This is a genomic window from Acinetobacter sp. Ag2 (genome assembly GCF_001005515.1).
GTDB classification, from domain to species: Bacteria; Pseudomonadota; Gammaproteobacteria; order Pseudomonadales; family Moraxellaceae; genus Acinetobacter; species Acinetobacter bereziniae.
Genome location: NZ_LBNA01000023.1, coordinates 24,140 through 41,310, shown reverse-complemented (window position 1 = coordinate 41,310; position 17,171 = coordinate 24,140). Strand labels below are relative to the sequence as shown.

At 36.9% G+C, this 17,171-nt stretch carries 16 protein-coding genes and 1 pseudogene; 5 read left to right on the top strand and 12 right to left on the bottom strand.

Features of this window, described 5'->3' with window-relative positions; all coding sequences use genetic code 11:
- Together AAV97_RS01640 and AAV97_RS01635 are read right to left on the bottom strand one after the other, a co-directional pair.
- Positions 1-258: 3-oxoacid CoA-transferase subunit A (locus AAV97_RS01640; protein ID WP_046759630.1), on the bottom strand; the 258-nt coding region annotated here is incomplete at its 3' end.
- Positions 255-1,133 carry an intradiol ring-cleavage dioxygenase gene (locus AAV97_RS01635; RefSeq protein ID WP_046759629.1) on the bottom strand — a complete coding sequence of 293 codons (879 nt, stop codon included), beginning with the start codon at positions 1,131-1,133 and terminating at the stop codon, positions 255-257. The genes AAV97_RS01635 and AAV97_RS01640, both read right to left, overlap by 4 nt.
- A gap of 118 nt (positions 1,134-1,251) precedes the next feature.
- Between AAV97_RS01635 and AAV97_RS01630 the strand changes: the two genes are divergently transcribed.
- Positions 1,252-2,172 (top strand): LysR family transcriptional regulator, encoded by a 921-nt coding sequence (locus AAV97_RS01630; protein ID WP_046759628.1) that lies wholly within the window; start codon positions 1,252-1,254, stop codon positions 2,170-2,172.
- 258 nt (positions 2,173-2,430) lie between these two features.
- Here the strand turns inward: AAV97_RS01630 and AAV97_RS01625 are convergent, their stop codons facing one another.
- The 5 genes and pseudogenes from AAV97_RS01625 to AAV97_RS01605 form a co-directional block, all read right to left on the bottom strand.
- Positions 2,431-3,642: a DcaP family trimeric outer membrane transporter gene (locus tag AAV97_RS01625; RefSeq protein ID WP_052945843.1), complete on the bottom strand. Its 1,212-nt coding sequence runs from the start codon at positions 3,640-3,642 to the stop codon at positions 2,431-2,433.
- A 32-nt stretch (positions 3,643-3,674) separates the two neighbouring features.
- Positions 3,675-4,997, bottom strand: coding sequence for an MFS transporter (locus AAV97_RS01620; RefSeq protein ID WP_009583903.1), 1,323 nt, complete (start codon positions 4,995-4,997; stop codon positions 3,675-3,677).
- Between the two features lie 123 nt (positions 4,998-5,120).
- A pseudogene (locus AAV97_RS01615) lies at positions 5,121-6,097 on the bottom strand (amidohydrolase family protein).
- A gap of 33 nt (positions 6,098-6,130) precedes the next feature.
- Positions 6,131-7,318 (bottom strand): flavin-dependent monooxygenase, encoded by a 1,188-nt coding sequence (locus AAV97_RS01610; protein WP_046759626.1) that lies wholly within the window; start codon positions 7,316-7,318, stop codon positions 6,131-6,133.
- Positions 7,319-7,341: 23 nt separating this feature from the next.
- Positions 7,342-7,848, bottom strand: a complete 507-nt coding sequence (locus AAV97_RS01605; RefSeq protein ID WP_009583915.1) for a flavin reductase family protein — start codon at positions 7,846-7,848, stop codon at positions 7,342-7,344.
- Positions 7,849-8,077: 229 nt separating this feature from the next.
- Here AAV97_RS01605 and AAV97_RS01600 point away from each other — a divergent pair, with 229 nt between their 5' ends.
- Positions 8,078-8,518: a MarR family winged helix-turn-helix transcriptional regulator gene (locus tag AAV97_RS01600; RefSeq protein WP_009583934.1), complete on the top strand. Its 441-nt coding sequence runs from the start codon at positions 8,078-8,080 to the stop codon at positions 8,516-8,518.
- 89 nt (positions 8,519-8,607) lie between these two features.
- Here the strand turns inward: AAV97_RS01600 and AAV97_RS01595 are convergent, their stop codons facing one another.
- The 3 genes from AAV97_RS01595 to AAV97_RS01585 all read right to left on the bottom strand — a co-directional run bounded on the left by AAV97_RS01595 (position 8,608) and on the right by AAV97_RS01585 (position 10,622).
- A complete protein-coding gene (locus AAV97_RS01595; protein WP_046759625.1) occupies positions 8,608-8,964 on the bottom strand; it encodes a DUF1304 domain-containing protein in 357 nt (118 codons plus the stop codon).
- 64 nt (positions 8,965-9,028) lie between these two features.
- Positions 9,029-10,006, bottom strand: a complete 978-nt coding sequence (locus AAV97_RS01590; protein WP_046759624.1) for a zinc-binding dehydrogenase — start codon at positions 10,004-10,006, stop codon at positions 9,029-9,031.
- Positions 10,007-10,010: 4 nt separating this feature from the next.
- Positions 10,011-10,622, bottom strand: a complete 612-nt coding sequence (locus AAV97_RS01585) for a TetR/AcrR family transcriptional regulator (RefSeq protein ID WP_046759623.1) — start codon at positions 10,620-10,622, stop codon at positions 10,011-10,013.
- Positions 10,623-11,062: 440 nt separating this feature from the next.
- On the opposite strand from AAV97_RS01585, the gene proP reads away from it, so the two are divergent.
- A complete protein-coding gene (gene proP / locus AAV97_RS01580; RefSeq protein ID WP_046759622.1) occupies positions 11,063-12,544 on the top strand; it encodes a glycine betaine/L-proline transporter ProP in 1,482 nt (493 codons plus the stop codon).
- Between the two features lie 155 nt (positions 12,545-12,699).
- Here the strand turns inward: proP and AAV97_RS01575 are convergent, their stop codons facing one another.
- Complete coding sequence (locus AAV97_RS01575) at positions 12,700-13,473, bottom strand: AraC family transcriptional regulator (protein WP_009584907.1); 774 nt, start codon at positions 13,471-13,473, stop codon at positions 12,700-12,702.
- Between the two features lie 95 nt (positions 13,474-13,568).
- Here AAV97_RS01575 and AAV97_RS01570 point away from each other — a divergent pair, with 95 nt between their 5' ends.
- Both AAV97_RS01570 and AAV97_RS01565 read left to right on the top strand, forming a co-directional pair.
- Entirely contained in the window at positions 13,569-14,387 is an 819-nt protein-coding gene (locus tag AAV97_RS01570) for a sulfite exporter TauE/SafE family protein (protein ID WP_046759621.1), read from the top strand.
- 367 nt (positions 14,388-14,754) lie between these two features.
- A complete protein-coding gene (locus AAV97_RS01565; RefSeq protein ID WP_046759620.1) occupies positions 14,755-15,972 on the top strand; it encodes a multidrug effflux MFS transporter in 1,218 nt (405 codons plus the stop codon).
- A gap of 23 nt (positions 15,973-15,995) precedes the next feature.
- On the opposite strand, the gene AAV97_RS01560 is transcribed toward AAV97_RS01565, so the two are convergent.
- A complete protein-coding gene (locus AAV97_RS01560) occupies positions 15,996-16,559 on the bottom strand; it encodes a TetR/AcrR family transcriptional regulator (protein WP_005029831.1) in 564 nt (187 codons plus the stop codon).
- Positions 16,560-17,171 lie beyond the last annotated feature (612 nt).

Sequence of the window (17,171 nt, the reverse complement as noted above, 5' to 3'; positions counted from 1 at the left end):
TACCCATGAATCAGACTGGCGTGGGAATGAACAGATGATCTTACGTACAGCCCCTGATTTGAGGAGTTTTGCCAAACCATAATCGCCATTGCCTGCATTGTTGTTGACAATGACCAAGTCTTTGACGCCAAGCTCAATCAATCCATCAATTAGCTCTGCGGGTTGTCCTGCGGTTCCAAAGCCGCCAATCATAATGGTTGAACCATCCTTGATTTGTGACAAAACCTCTGTCAATGAGCCGGCACGCTTATCAATCATTGGATAGCCTCAACTTTTTGTTTATTTAAAATAAAATCAAAATCTAATGTATAAAAAGGTTCATGTTGCTCTATACCATTGGGAGCAATACCATTTTCGTGTTTGAGCCAATTTGCAATTAAAGAAGTACGCACGCCAAAAACAGCATCAGAATCTAAATAATCTCCTTCAGCTTTAAATACATGAGTAACTAAACGTTCATAACCTGGAGCAGAAATCATAAAGTGTAAATGAGCTGGTCTCCATGGATGTCGATTTAATGCTTCCAGCATTTTGCCTACAGGACCATCGTGGGGAATTGGATATGCTTCAGGAACAATAGTCTGAAAATAATATTTTCCATCTCGATCTGCATGAAAAACCGCTCTACCTTGATATACGTCTAAATGTTGTTTTTGCACATCATAGAAACCTTCGTCATCTGCTTGCCAAACTTCAATCTCAGCATGCGGTATGATTTGACCATCAATCCCTCGAATAGTGCCATTTACAAACCAAGATGTTCCATTTATTCCCTCACTCATATTTGCACCTAATGATAGATGAGGAGCATCTTTGACATAAAAAGGACCAAATACAGTGGCTTCTGTACAACCTATTGGCTTTTTATGGTTCTGGGCAATAACTAAGGTCGATAAGCCGAGTGTGTCTGATAAAAGAATAAATTCTTGACGTGTTGGACTACAAATTTGCCCAACATCTGTTAAAAACTTTACACCAATTTCCCATTCTTCCTCAGTGAGCTGAACTTCTCTCGCAAAGGAATGAAGATGCTGCACTAAGGAGTGCATGACGTCTTTTAATCGCTCATTTTCAGCTAAAGAATTTCTTTCAATAACAGCTTGCGTGATTGTTCTTTCATCTAGATTTTTCATAATTTTCCATAAAATCAATGTTACTCCTATGAAACTCATGCTAAGCTGTTAATTATTGAAATAAAATATTGGTTAGGAAAATCTTTATTTCATTTAGGAAATAATAGGAAAGGATCATATGGACAGATTAACAAGCATGGAGTTATTTGTTGCTGTTGCAGAACTTGGTACACTCAACAAGGCAGCTGAAAAGTTAGATATATCGAATGCTGCTGCCACTAGACATATTACTGCATTAGAAAATAGATTGAATGTCAGACTGATTGAACGCAGTACACGTCGATTATCTTTGACAACGATTGGAACTGAATACTATAAAAAATGTAAAGACTTACTCTCTGAAATTGATCAAGCTGAATCGTCAATTACTTCCTCAGCAGTTGAACCTGAAGGGACCGTGACCATTACTTCATCTATTTCATTTGCGATTATGCATATCACCCCTTTAATTCCGAAATTTAATCAACTCTATCCCAAAATAAAAATTAATTTGATCGGTGCAAACCGTTACCATGACATTATAGATAGCAATATAGATATTGCGATTAGAACCCGTGAGTTTGAACCTGACTCTAATTTAACCATTAGAAAACTGGCGACAACGCATCGTATTTTAGCTGCTTCTTATGACTACATAAAACGAAAAGGAAAGCCTAAAACCATTGAAGAACTTCAAAATCACGATATTTTACTGTATAGCCATGCGAATAATCCAAGGATGTTGAGTTTCAGCAAAGAACAGGAAACAAAAACCTTCGCTTTAAATCCAATTATGGAAACCAATGATGGGCAAATCGTCCGCTCTGCTGCATTAAATGGTGCTGGAATTTTGATCCAACCGCTCTACATTATTTATCAAGATATTGTTGAAGGCAGGCTGATTCCAATTCTCACAGATTGGCAACTCCCTGAACTTACCGTTAATATTGCATTTCAAAGTAGACAATTTATGCCAATAAAGAATCGGCTTTTTATAGATTTTCTAATTGATGATTTTAAAAATAAAGAATATGAACGTTATTGGGGCTCGATTCAATAACGCTCCTCTTTTTAAAGTTCAAGTCGATTGTTCTATCTCAAAAGTATTACAACAAATAAAACAGCACATCAAAATTCTACTATGAATCATATTTTAAAACTGTTTCATAAAGCACTGTGTACGATAAATAACTTGCTTGATTCAGTTTCTATTCTAAATTAGTTTCTGTTGTATTTGATCAAAAAATTAAGTCATAAATAGACAAGAAGATAGTACCTCTTTCTTGTCTATTATTATGCTTTAATTAAAAACACTCACTTAGAAACTATAGATCGCAACGAGATTAAGACGATTATCAAGACCTTGTTTATTTTGGAAAGTTTCTCTTTTACCATAAACATATTCCATTCCAAAAGTAACTGGTCGAGTTGGGTTATACATCATATTTACCCAGCTTTGCCAAAGATTTTTATTAATCCGTCCTTCATTGGTAAAATTCTGACGATATCTTTGATTATCACTAAACGACATATAGCCATAGCCCCACGTACCACGCAACTTTGGACTATATTTGTAAGTAACCCCAAGGGCTAATGAATTAAATTCATTCTTTTCAACGATATCATTTGTCACAGGATTAATTGCAATTCCCGGATTAGTCCATGCGACAAAACTACTGTCACCATTAACATGGTAATAATCCATTTTCAGCTCTGTTTCAGGGTTGATCTGATATTTAGTACCCAATCCTACCCCCCAAGAAAAAGTCTCATCTGATGCCGTCCTCTTTTCAGTCGCTAGCGTTCTAATACTTATCAAACCTTTTCCATGATCAAACTTCTGATTCAATCGTAACGTTAAAGCTGGTAACCTCGTATAAGTTTGCGCATCTTTAGAGTCCTCCAAGGCACTCACTAATGCAGTCTGACTTCCTAAAGACCATGTATGGCGAAGCTGCATAAATCGGCGAACAGATCCACCGACATATCCCAAACCATCGATCGTTTCAGGCATAAAATCTGGCATTGCAAAGTTAGACCATGTTTGACCAATCAACCACTGATCATAAGTTAAATAAGCATGCCTTATTCTAAATTGATCAGCATTTATTCCACCTAAAAAATCAAACTCTAACTTACCTGCAACATGATTACTTTCAGATTTGATGTCCATGCCTAAACGACTGGCAGCCAAAGTTGATTTAAAAATGTCTGAACTTAAGGCACTACCTTCCAAAGGAACAGTGTTAATCTGATTATATAGTCTCGATGCATCTCCACCATCAGTTTGATAAGAAAAATCAGCTCTAACGGAACCATATAATTGAATATCAAAATTAGGTTTGTGTTTAACATTCAGATCATTTGATCGTATTTTTTCCGTAGTTCGGTTTTGAATTTGCTCAACAGAAGTTTCTAACTTTAAAATTTTCTGTTCAAGATGAGTTATATCACTAGCAAATGCTACATGCGTAGCGATTAGCAAACTTGAAAAGGCAATAGCTCTTCCGCCCAAGTTAATAGGATTCATACAATACTCCATTATTGTTAGATCAATTTGAATTAATTGTTTTTAGGTAAGTGACCGAATTTCCAAAAGATTAATACACCAATAAGTGCAATCGTAATTGGAACAGTAAAAGCAAAGAAAAGATTTGGAATGCTCCATTGTAAACGCATTAATTCTGCGCCAATAAGCGGTCCAAAAACAGAACCCAACCTTCCGATACCTAAAGCAAATCCTGCTCCAGTAGAACGAAATTCAGTTGGATAAAACACCGCACTTAATGCATTTAGTGCTACCTGTGCCCCTAAAATACAGAAACCCGCAGCGCCAATGACCATTAATACTAGTGAAAGATTTGTTGTGAGTTGACCAATAGAGCCTATAGCAATAATTGCCCCAACAAAGGTTACACTCAAAATTACCCCAAACCCTTTCCTATCAATGATCCAACCCAAAATCAGATTTCCAACCAATCCTCCTATCCAGAATACGGCGCCTGCCCAAACGGCTTGAGATTGATTATGACCAGCTTCAGTCATCAAAACAGGCAACCATGTTGCTAGAAAGAAATTCGCAAGCATATTCATAAAAATAATGACCCAAAGCATCACGGTACCAATGGCTAGATTATTTTTAAAAAGTTGAATGAGTGCCACACCATTTCTTTTCGTTTCATGGGTGATAAATTGCGTATCTTGACTGATAGCTTCTTTGTATCCAAGCTTAATCAGCCAGTCTACGATATATCCTTTTCTCTTACCCTTAACTGTTAAAAATAAAAGAGATTCAGGTAACTTGAAAAACATAAGAATAACGAGAGCTAGAGGGGCAATTGCACCAATCAAAAAAACACTTTGCCAACCAAATATAGGAATCACACTGGCTGAAATTATTCCTCCAATTACCCCTCCAAAAATGAAACCAGAAGAAATAATCATCATGGTTGTAATACGTATTTTTACTGGACTAAATTCGCCTGCTAAAGACACTGCATTTGGCACTATTGCCCCTAAACTTATGCCAGCTATGAATCGTACAATAATCAAATAGCGAATATTATCTGCCATTATTGTTGCAAACATACTGACTGAAAGCAGTAAAATTGCAGTAATAAGTATAGGTCTACGTCCAAATTTATCAGCTAAAGGTGCAAGAAAAATTGCACCTACAGCCATCCCTAATAAGCCTGCTCCAAACACAGTACCAAATGCTTCTTTCGCTATCCCCCATTCTTTAATCAATGCTGGAGCAACATATCCCATTGCTTGAACATCAAATCCATCAACAATCATACAAAGGGCACAAATCACCAAAGCCCATAAATGATGTCTACTGACTTTACTACGATCCAATACGTCTGATACGTTAATTATTTTCATTATAGCCTCCCTAGCAATTACAATAGGAGTTGTCATCGCTTAATATAGAGTTCGATTTCCACTCCACTCATTTTTAAAGCTCATCCTGATGCTTTAAAAATATAAGTATTTATAATCAATACCTTATTTCAGGTTAAATAGCTTTTTAGCATTTAGATAACCAATTTTTTTGCGATCATCAATTGAGATGGGTGCTTGATCAAACCAATTCGCGGCATGATCAATATTCTCAAATGGCCAATCGGTAGAAAATAAGATCTTATCTGAACCAATTTCTAACATTGCATCAATCAATGTTTGTGTTCTGAAATTACCTGAGGTTGTGATATAGAAGTTTTCATTAAAATATTCATGAATTTTTTCTTTGCAGGATAGTTCGGTTCAACTTTCACCCAAGCATTTCGGTTATCAATACGCCACATCATATATGGCAAACCTTCGCCCATGTGCCCCAAAATAATTTTCAGTTTTGGATGTTCATCAAATAAACCTGACCCCATTAATCGCAATGCGTGTACAGCTGTTTCTTGTGCAAATGCCCATGTTGGTCCCATTAGCCATGAATGTCCTTGATAAATACGGCTGTCCTCTGGCAATGGATTACGGGGATGTAAATAGAACGGTATATCAAGCTCTTCAACTTTTGCCCAAAACATTCGATATTGAGGTAAATCGTAATATAATATTTCTTGGGTATTTTCACTTTGACTAAAACCATTGACTAATACACCAACAAAACCCAACTCCTTAATACAACGTTCTAACTCAATTACTGCTGCTTCAGGATCTTGCATAGGTAAAGTTGCAAAACCTTTAAAACGTTCAGGTCGTTTCGCACACTCTTCAGCTAAATAATCATTCGCCCTTTTTGCAACCTTTATTGCTTCAGCATGATTTGGTATAGCTTGAACAGCTGGCGCATTGAGTGACAAGATCATTTGCTCGATCCCATGGTTGTCCATAAGTTCTAAACGCGTATCGTGAATATCCAATAATCGCGCTTTCAATTCGATCCAATAATTATCTGGAACAAAACCTGCTGAATCCATGACAGTTTCTGGAATTGCAAAGTGTTCTTCTAAAGCTATTTTACCGTTCATATAAACATTCCTTGTGTTTTTGGATGATAAAAATTAAAACTGCCCTTTGGGTTCTAGACCAAGCATTTGTTGACCAATCATTGTTCCAACAGCATCCCAATTCATACTTATATGACGTGCTACAGCATTGGTATCACGCCAAGCGCGCTGGACAGGGTTATCTAAGTTAAGACCCAGCCCGCCTGTAGAAGCATTTAATGCTTCTACAGCGCGTAATGCTAAAAGAACAGAAAACCCTTGACCACGTCGACTGATTAGGCGGTCATCAATTGAAAGTATTTTTTTTGAGGCTGCTAAGCTTTCCGCTTTTATTACATCTCGAAGTAAAATTTCGCGTGCCGCATCTATACTTGAAACCGCTTCTGCAACACGCAATTGAATCGTTGGAAATTCTGCCATTTTATTATTATGACCAGCGACAGCGCCGCGGGTCACACGTGCTGAAACTGTGTCTAAATAGCTTTCTAATGCCCCCTGTGCAGCGCCTACACCAACGGATGCCAAACAAGACGGCACTCCCATTAATAAAGGTATTTTAAATAACCCCCCTGAATATTGTTGTGAACCAGGAGTTTGACCACTGACAGCATCTTTAAACTTTAAAATACGATGTTTGGGTATCTCTACATTTTTTAAGACTAAAGTTTTTGATCCAGTTCCTGCTAACCCAATAACATTCCATGTATCTTCAATCTCATATTGTGTTGCTGGAACCAACAAAAAGGCAGGCGTAAATCCTTCACTTTCGGGTACAAATGCAGCACATAACGACCATTGTGCATGATCACACCCGCTGGCAAACGACCATTTTCCATTCAATATATAGGTGTCACTTGTTTCTGTAGCATGAGTTACTGGTGCATATGAGCCGCAAATCAGAGCCTGAGAATTTTCAAGCCATACATCATCCTGAGCTTGTTTGGGAAACATTGCTAAAAGCCATTGGTGTGCGGAAAGTAAACCCGCAACCCATGCCGTAGAGGCACAACTGGCTGCAAGCTCAATATTGGCATCAACCAATTCAAAAAAACTAAGTTCATCTCCTCCATATCGCTTAGGTTTCACAGCATCAAAATAGCCAATTTCAAATAATAATTGCATATTCTCAGATGGAACTTTACGTTGATTTTCAGTGTGTAAAGCACTTTCTTTAAATGTATTTTTGAGCTTTTTCACCTTTTCTTTTAGGCTAATGTTTTTAAGATCAAGCTTTGTATTCATAGATTCATCCTTGGTGTAATTATTCAATTGATCTTTGGACTAGTAATGCAGTACTGAGTATTTTCGTATAGCAAAGGAATATGATCTTCCTTAACATCAGCTTCAATTACTCTGCCAATAAATAAAGTATGTGTGCCGTAAGGAATTGCGGCTACGCGTTTACAGACTACTTTTGCCAAAGCATTTTCAAGTGCTAATACACCACTCGAATGGCGTTCCCAACAGCCAATTTTGAAGCGTTCTTTGGGGATGACTTGTCCTGAAAAAGCATTTGAAATTTCCTGTTGTTCGGCGCTCAACACATTGACTGAAAATGTAGGTTGATTCAGCAAAATTTCATGTAAAAAGGTCTTATTATTTATACAAACCACCAAAGATGGAGGCTCCATTGAAACAGACATTACCGCTGTTGCTGTCATTCCATGATCCACACCATCTTTATTGCTCACGATGATATTCACTGCTGACGGAAATCTACGCATAACTGCGCGAAAATGTGTGCCAATATCATCCATAATTAGCTCATTCATTGAATTTTCCTTTTTCAACATCTATTGCAATTAAAATATTTGCATAAACAAATGTTGTCAATGCAATATAAATTACAATATTGAAATTCAGAATTCCAAAAATAATAAAATTATATAAAATAAAGACTTAAAACTTATAAATCATTATAATATTTGGACATACAAATGTTTTATTTAAAACATTTGTATGGTGTATGATAGAAATAAAGAAAAGAATTGAATGAAATTTATGAACTATAGATTTACCACTTCATTACCCTACTTGCTAAATCGTGTCGGTGTTCGTATGGGAGAAATTTTTTCAGAAAGACTGCTTGAATATAAGGTGACTTTACCGATGTATCGGGTCATGGCAGTTTTAAGACAAGAAGGCAAACAAAGTCTTGGCGATTTAAGTAATATGGTGACTGTAGAACTTTCCACCCTATCTAGATTGATCAAATCAATGAAAAATAGAGGTTTAGTTTCTAGTATCCGATTAGAAGAAAACGCTCGTATGGTACATATTGATCTAACAGAACAAGGTCACTTGCTGATTGAGAAACTTATGCCTGTTGCTGCTGAATTTGAATCTGTAGGTACAGCATCTTTTAATGATGACCAGATTGAATGGCTTAAAAATGCACTCATTCAAATGGGAGAAAATTTTGAAGAATTGCATTTTAAATAGCCAACATCAAAGTATAGCTCCCCCCTTTTGATCTAGATGCTGAATCATTTTATTCTCAATAAAATTAAAATGAGAGCATGGCTCTCATTTTATATATGGAAATTTACCGCAAGCAATGCCAATAGCGCTGGGATTGCTTGTATATAAATAATTTTTTTACTGGCAGTCAGTCCACCATACATACCTGCTACCAATACACAAGCGAGAAAGAAATTCGCCAACGCAGTTGCATAGATTTCAGGTGCACATAAAGACCAAAATAAACCAGCAGCAAGAAAACCATTATACAGACCTTGATTTTGCGCCATCACTTTGGTCAGTTGTGCTTTCTCTAGAGTGTTGCCAAATGCTTTTAACCCATAAGCTTTATCCCATAAAAACATTTCTAGCACGAGAATATACACATGCAACAGTGCAATTAAACCGACTAAAATTTGTCCAACCATTTTTTTTCCTTATTTTTAAATATGGTAATAGATCAGCACTACTGCCGATCTATGTCAGATACGATTAGGGCTTTAACAGTACTTTACCTTGACGCGCGCCTTGAGTGGCTTTCGCCGCAGCTTGTTTAATTTGATCAAAACTAAATATACCTTCAACTGGGAGTACCAGTTTTTTCTGAGCGGCAAGCGTCAATAGTTCAACAATCAAAGCTTTTTTACGTTCTTTAGACAACTGCTTATTCACTACACTTGCCCAAAAACCTTTCACTACGGCTTGTTTAAAAATCAAATCACCCGAAGAGATCTGCATCAGCTCCCCAGTCATACTTCCGAAAGAAACCAAGACACTATTTTCACCGAGTAGAGCCAACATTTCACCACTGGCTTTACCACCAATTGAATCTACCCCAGCCATCAAAGGCTGATCTGCATGGATTGCTTTGACTTGTTGTTTCCAATCTGCCTGATCTGTAGCAACAACGTTTTCAATACCTAAGGCATTCATTTCTGCAATAGCTTCACTACGGCGAACCAAGTGAATGACTTTTTGACCACGAGCCTGTGCAATCATGGCTACTGTTTTGCCCACAGCACCATTGGCAGTATTTTGAATCAACCAATGATCTTTTTGAAGATCTATAAAATCTAGCAGCATCAATGCGCTGATTGGCATACCAATCAATTGAGCCGCTGTTTCATCATCAATTGTATCTACTAATGGAACCACACCATGTGCGGGTGCAATAAAATACTCTGCCCAACTGCCATGCACAGCTGCAACAGCAACACGTTGTCCCAGCGATACTTGCTCTACACCCTCCCCCAAAGCATCAATGACGCCGACCCCTTCACTTCCTCCAATTGCTGGAAGTGTAGGCTTGTAGCCATAATTACCTCTTACCGTCCATACATCATGATTATGGATGGGTGATAAAATCATTTTAATACGAACTTCACCTGCTTTCGGTTCAGGTTTAGGCATTTCCGCTGACTCTAATACATCAACTGGTTCGCCAAAATTACGATGGATAATACTTTGCATTTGTTCAATCCTTTAATGGTTTTAGTAATTGCTGTGTTGTTTCCAATGCAAGATAAAGCGGTTGTTTATCTTGTGCGAGTCTTGCCAATAAGGCTGCACCCAACCAGAGCTGATACATGGTTTGTGCCATTTTTTCAGGTTCAATATCTATTGGAATTGAACCATCTTGTTGCCCTTCACGAAGTAAATTCGTAATACGTTGTGTCAGCTTACTTACGCCAAAATTTAAAATTTGACGCATATCTTCAGATAAATCTGAGACCTCAGCTGCAAGTTTTACAATTAAACAGTTTTCAGCCCAACCACCACCATCATCATGGCTTGGGTCATCAATCCATGCTTGCCAAAGTGCCACTAAACGCGCATATGCATTGCCCTGTTCTATCTGCATAAGCTCATCTATTTTGACTTTATAATTAGCGAGATATTGCTTTAAAAGATCGCATCCAAATGCCTCTTTGGAGGCAAAATAATGATAAAACGATCCTTTCGGAACGTCACAAGTCTTTAAAATTTCCTGTAAGCCCACTCCAACAAAACCCTTATGTAACACTAATTTATAACTGGTGTTGAGAATATGTTGTCGAGTTGCTTCACTTTTATCTGATCTTTTCATGACTACACTATAACTAGTAATAGACCAGTCGTCTAGTGGATTTATTTGTGGTGTAGTATTGCAATTTTTAATCGGTACAAATAGTTAATTCATAACTAATTACATGATATTTCTTTAATTTTTATTTTTAAACTGACAAATTCACTTTCCTCTTCTGCTGGTCAGTATTACTTCTATACATTTTTAGACTATTTTTTAAACATTAAATTTATTACACAATGACAGCATTTTTTATACACTTTATTCATGATTAGCCAACACATAAACTCAACAAAAAACCTAAAATTATAATCAATTGATATTTATTAATTTTCTAAGCATCCAGTGATCTGGATGTGTTTATGAACGATGTTTTAATCGTACCTCTCCATATTTTATCTTTTGATTATGTTTTTTAGTGAAAACTGTAAAACAGAGTCATAAATCAGGATTAAGCATATATGTATAAAAGAAAAATCAAACCCCTAGAAATCGATGATGTCGAGATTATTGATTATGATAAGACAAAAAAAGCCATTAAAGCAGCAGCTTTAGGAAATGCGATTGAATGGTTTGATTTTGGTGTTTATGGATATGTGGCTTATGTATTAGGTAAGGTTTTTTTTCCTAATTCTTCACCCAGTATACAAATGATCGCTGCTTTAGCGACCTTTTCAATTCCCTTTATATTTCGCCCTTTGGGTGGATTGTTCTTTGGTTTTTTAGGGGATAAATATGGTCGTCAAAAAATTCTGGCAATTACCATTATTATCATGTCGGTCAGTACTTTTTGTATTGGATTAATTCCATCATATGAGAGTATTGGAATTTGGGCACCGATCTTATTACTGATAGTAAAAATTGCACAAGGCTTTTCAGTTGGTGGAGAATATGCGGGTGCAGCAATCTTTGTTGCCGAATATTCACCTGACCGAAAACGTGGCTTTATGGGTAGTTGGCTTGATTTTGGGTCTATTTTAGGTTTTGTCGTTGGGGCTGGTGTAGTCTCAATGATCAGTTTTGCCGTAGGTGAAGCAGCCTTTGTCGATTGGGGCTGGCGAATTCCCTTCTACTTAGCACTTCCTTTAGGATTGATTGGCTTATATCTACGTCACTCCTTAGATGAAACACCGACCTTTCAAGCACATTCCGAAGCGCAATCACAGCTCAAGAAACCACAAAAAGTCGGTTTTAAACAAATTTTACGAGATCACCAACGTAGTTTATTGGTCTGTGTGGGATTAGTGCTGTGTACCAACGTCACTTACTACATGCTTTTGACCTATTTACCCAGTTATTTTTCACACAACTTAGGCTATTCAGAAAATCATGGTGTTCTGATTATTATCGCAGTCATGGTTGGGATGCTGTTTGTACAACCTTTTGTTGGTATGCTCAGTGATAAAATAGGTCGTCGCCCCTTTGTTTTCGCAGGCAGTATTGCACTGATTGTCTTGTCATACCCTGCCTTCTTATTGCTTGCAACCAACAACGTTTATTTGATCTTCTTGGGTTTATTGATGTTGGCACTTTCATTAAATATGCTGATTGGTATCATGGCGTCAACCCTGCCTGCACTTTTCCCGACAGAGATTCGTTATAGCGCACTTGCAATTGCTTTTAATATTTCGGTGGTCATTGCCGGTTTAACGCCAACGATTACGGCGACCTTGGTGGAAACTACACAGAATATTATGATCCCAGCTTATTATCTTGTGGTTTGCGGTTGTTTTGGTGTGATTACTGCAATTTATCTTAAAGAAACTGCAAACTTACCACTAAAAGGTGCAAAACCAATGGCAGTGGATATAGAAGAGGCTGAAGAACTGTTGGAACAGTATCATGACAATATTGAGCAAAAAATCGAAAAAATTGATGAAAAAATCGAGGAGCTACAAGAAAAGCGTGATCATCTTGCAAAACAACATCCTGATATAGATTAGTCTAGGAATTAATTTGTAACGCAAAACACTTTCGTAGAATGACACATAAGATACTCAATGAACAAATGAACCTGTCTATTCAAATATTTTAAAGTAGCCAGTTTCATAGTGCATTCAATTTTCTCAACGTCATTTTTTTGAAATATTATTACATTCTAATCTGCAAAATCATTACGCTGAATATATCGACTTGGGCTCATTCCCAAAACACGATGAAACATGGTGCTAAATGCAGCAGGATTTTTAAAACCAAAATCATAAGCAATCTGTTGAATTGAATGCTGTCGAATCAGCCTTTCTAAGCTTAACAATACGCACGCATGTTGTCGCCATTTAGAAAAGGACATCCCCGTTTCAGTTTTGAATAGTCGACTAAAATGACGTTCACTGACACAAAGTTGTGCAGCAAAGTCTTCAGGAGAAAAGTGGATATTCGGGCGCTGAATAAATGCTCTACAAATCTTCAGCATCGCTGGGTTTTCAGGTAAGGCTAAATGTAAATCGATCACCTCAGACAATTCAAGCTCACTTAAAATCAAATCAAAAATCAATTCATCACGTTTGCAGAAAGGTGGATTAAGTTGGGGCGCTTTTAAAAGTAGCTGTCTCAGTAGAGGAGAAATTGCCAAGACTTCACATTGTGTTGAAGGACGAGGTAAATATTCAGGACGTATATAGATACTACATGTTTTCACATTAAACAAAGTCAGCTGATGTGGAACTTCTGGGGGAATCCATACTGCTCTTTCAGGCGGAATAATCCAATTGCCTTGAGGTGTTTCAACATGCATCACACCTTCTGCGCCATACAGCAGTTGGGCACGTTGATGACTATGTTGTGCAAGTCTATAAAATTCAGCATATTGGGTTTCAATGGCAATGATTTTATGCTCTAGATGCTCAATACTATGAATAGAAATTTGCTTCATACACATGTCTGAATTAAGTAATTGAAAGCTGAATATAACAAACTTGCCTATTTTATAAAGCTCTAAAATCTGAATTATTTTTTAAGATTCTGATTATGGAACTCTATTTTATTCTACTGGGTGCAGGCATTCTTAGCGGTATACTTACCATTTTATTTGGTTTTGCAGGCGGTTTCGTCGTCGTTCCATTGGTCTATTCCACCATTCGCGTGCATGAAGTATCTGGTTCATTGGCGTATACGATGGCGTTCAAGAGTGCTGTTGCAACTTCCTTACTATTGATGATCATCAACTCTGGGCTTGCCTCATATCAACAGTTCAAACGAGGCAATATACAGCGAAAATATCTTTTCCCGATTGCCTATTGGATAGGGATAGGTGCAGTAATCGGGACTTTTTTATCGCTCTATATATCACCTATTTATTTAAAATGGGCATTTGTAGTCTATTTATCAATGACAATTCTGGACTGTCTCTCACGACAACTCAAATCACAGCAATTTCAGCAAATTTCTACACGTGTCTTAAACGCCAAAGAACAGCGTCTGGGTGGCATATTCATAGGTGGTATTGCAGCTGCACTCGGTGTTGGCGGAAGTGTGATGACCGTTCCTTTATTTCGCCGTTGTGGCTTAGATATGTCTAGCGCTGTCGCTCTGGCTAATCCTCTCAGTATGCCTGTTGCACTTGCGGGTTGCTTAACCTTAATCATAACTCAATGGGTACAACCACCTCACTTAGGGATACATTTTTGGGGATATTTCTATTATCCAGCATTAATATGTTTAATCCTTGGAGGCTTTATAGGAATGAAACTCACCCTTGGTTTGTCAAGTAAATTATCCAATACAGCCCATGAACGCGGTTATATTGTCTTGTTAACTTTGGTCCTATTCAGTATTTTACTGACTTAATGAGATAAGTTTGTCTGCTCGTTCTTAAATCAAAATCCGCATTTTCAACTGATAAGATCCTGAATAAATGAGGATCTTCATCAACTTAAGAGTAATCACATTCTAACGATGGTATAAAAACAATAAGTGTCATTCTACTCTACAAACAATGACGCAAATAATGGAATAGACATTGATAATATTGATAATTCAGTCATTCAAAAAATCAGCAATATCATTATGATAATAGAAAATTTCACCACTATCCCCTCTTTCCACACAACTAAAATGGCATTATTTCAATGAATAAATAGCAAACTTCAGCTTGTAAAGTTAAAACAAATTAATTAACCTACCTAACGTTAGGTAATCTCACAGATCAATCATTATGAATCTAAATATACGCCATCAAAAAATTGGTTTTGCTCTTGTTGTGCTGCTTGCGATGTTGACTGCACTCGATGCGTTAGCGATCGATATTTATTTACCTGCATTTCCTGAAATTGCCAAAAGTCTCAGTGTCAATCTGAATGAAATGCAGCAAACTTTATCCATATTTTTAATTGGTTTAGCTATTGGACAAGGTATTTATGGTCCCTTATTAGAGCGTTTTGGACGTAAATTACCTTTAATCATTGGCGTATTGATCTTTATCATCGGTTCATTGATTGCAAGTTTTGCAAGCTCATTGGAACTTTTGTTGACAGCTCGTTTTTTACAAGCACTAGGTGCTGCGGCAGGTTTGGTTACACCACGTGCGATTATCAGTGATCTTTGTAACGAACAGGAAGCTGCAAAGAATTTTTCAATTTTAATGCAAGTCATGATGGTGGCACCTATTGTTGCACCCATTGTCGGCAGCTATTTAATTCAGCATAACTCATGGCACATCATATTTTATACTTTAGCCGGTCTAGGCACGATTCTACTGCTTTGGAGTATCCGATCATTGCCTGAAACTTGCGCTCCTGAAAAAAGACAAGCATTGGATTTTAAAAATATATTCAACAATTATCGTTCGCTCTGTAGCAATCACGCTTATTTATACTTTACCCTTGCAAGTGGCTTTTTATTTGGCGGATTCTTCTTTTACATTAGCAACTCGCCCTATATTTTTCTTCAGCATTATCAGCTCAATAGCAGTCATTTCAGCTATCTTTTCGCATTTAACGCCTTTTGTTTTATCATTACAGGGCAAATTTCAATTTGGCTGCTGAATCAGTTTTGGTCTGCTTATAAAATATTAAAATTAGGTTTGGGTATTTTTTCACTTGCCAGTATAGGGTTATGCCTCAGTAGCTTGTTTGGGCAGCCGACATTAATAGAATATATTTTGACCTTAGGCTTAGCGATTTGGTCAACAGGCTTCTTATTTGGAAATTTGACCGCTTTGGCAATGCAACAAGCAGAGCGCCATTTAACTGGAGTCGCATCATCATTTATGGGACTAATACAATATGCCTTAGGGGCAATGATTGGATTCCTTGCCAGTCTGATGCCTGAGCACATTTCAGTTTTACCTCTTACACTCCTGCTCTGCGGTTTGTTGATGTTCGCACTTAGCCTTTATGCAAACAAAATGAGTAAATATGAAAAAACCACTTGATTGAACTATTGAAAAACACTCATTTATTTGCAGGTGTTTTTCAATACATCCAATACATTGAGTATTGCGGTTAAACGAAGTTGGTATTTTTGTTTACCACCATAAATTAATTCACTCTGCAGGGCATCCACAAAGCTCATATACATTCGAGCCAAAGTCACATGATCTAACTGATTTTCAGGTAGATCTTTCAGAGCCTGCATAAAAATTTGCTCTAAATGTTCCATAAATAAGTGCATGGGTTCGATTACTTCAGCATAAATATGTTTTGGTGGATTCAACAAAGCATTGACCCAAAATTGCACATCAAATGATTGATCAAATCGCTGATCAATACTACGCAAATACAGATTGAATTGTTGAAATACTTCCTCGCCACCGATCAATATTTGTTTTGCATAATTCAGTTCATGCTCAACCATGATGGGAATTAAACTTAAATACAAATCATCTTTATTTTTAAAATGCGCATAAATTGATGGCTTTTTTATACCGACATCCGTTGCAATTTCGTTCATCGAAGTTGCACTAAACCCTTGCTTTGCAAAACGTTCCAAGGCAGCTTTTTGAATTTTGATAGCAGTCACGAAAACAAAAACCTTTATTGCGAATCGTTGAATGATAGCATGTAAAGCAAATCCAACCCAAGCCTACCTATTGATACAGTCAAATGACAAAAGTTTATATAATTTAAAAAAATAAAATCAATTCAAATCGTTACATTTTATGAGACTTCTTTTTGATACTGGTCTTTTGATGAGTTCTTTAGCCGATATCAAATCAAAATTAAGTTTAAAGATGATTTAACCTCATTTTGTAAATCGGCATAAAAACTTACAGGTAAAAATAGTGCCCGTCTTTCCGGGCTGCCAACTTTTTTTCGCGAAAGGATAGATGAGAATCTATCGCAACTACGATATTAATAAAATTTAACTTTGATTTCAACATTTCTTCATAACTAAAATTTATAAAAATAATGATCTTGAGCACGAGCATTTTATGAAATTCATATCTATGTATAATCCGTTATTTATACTCAGTGCGTCGATGATGAGTCTATTGTATCAATCTGATTTTATCGTACTTATTTGTTTAAACATCATGTCCATAAAATGAGTGTTTTAGGTTAACTTTTTGAGTTGGTAGGAATGGGGGGCATACGGTTAACTCGACAATCAGTTGACTAGCAAATTAGATTA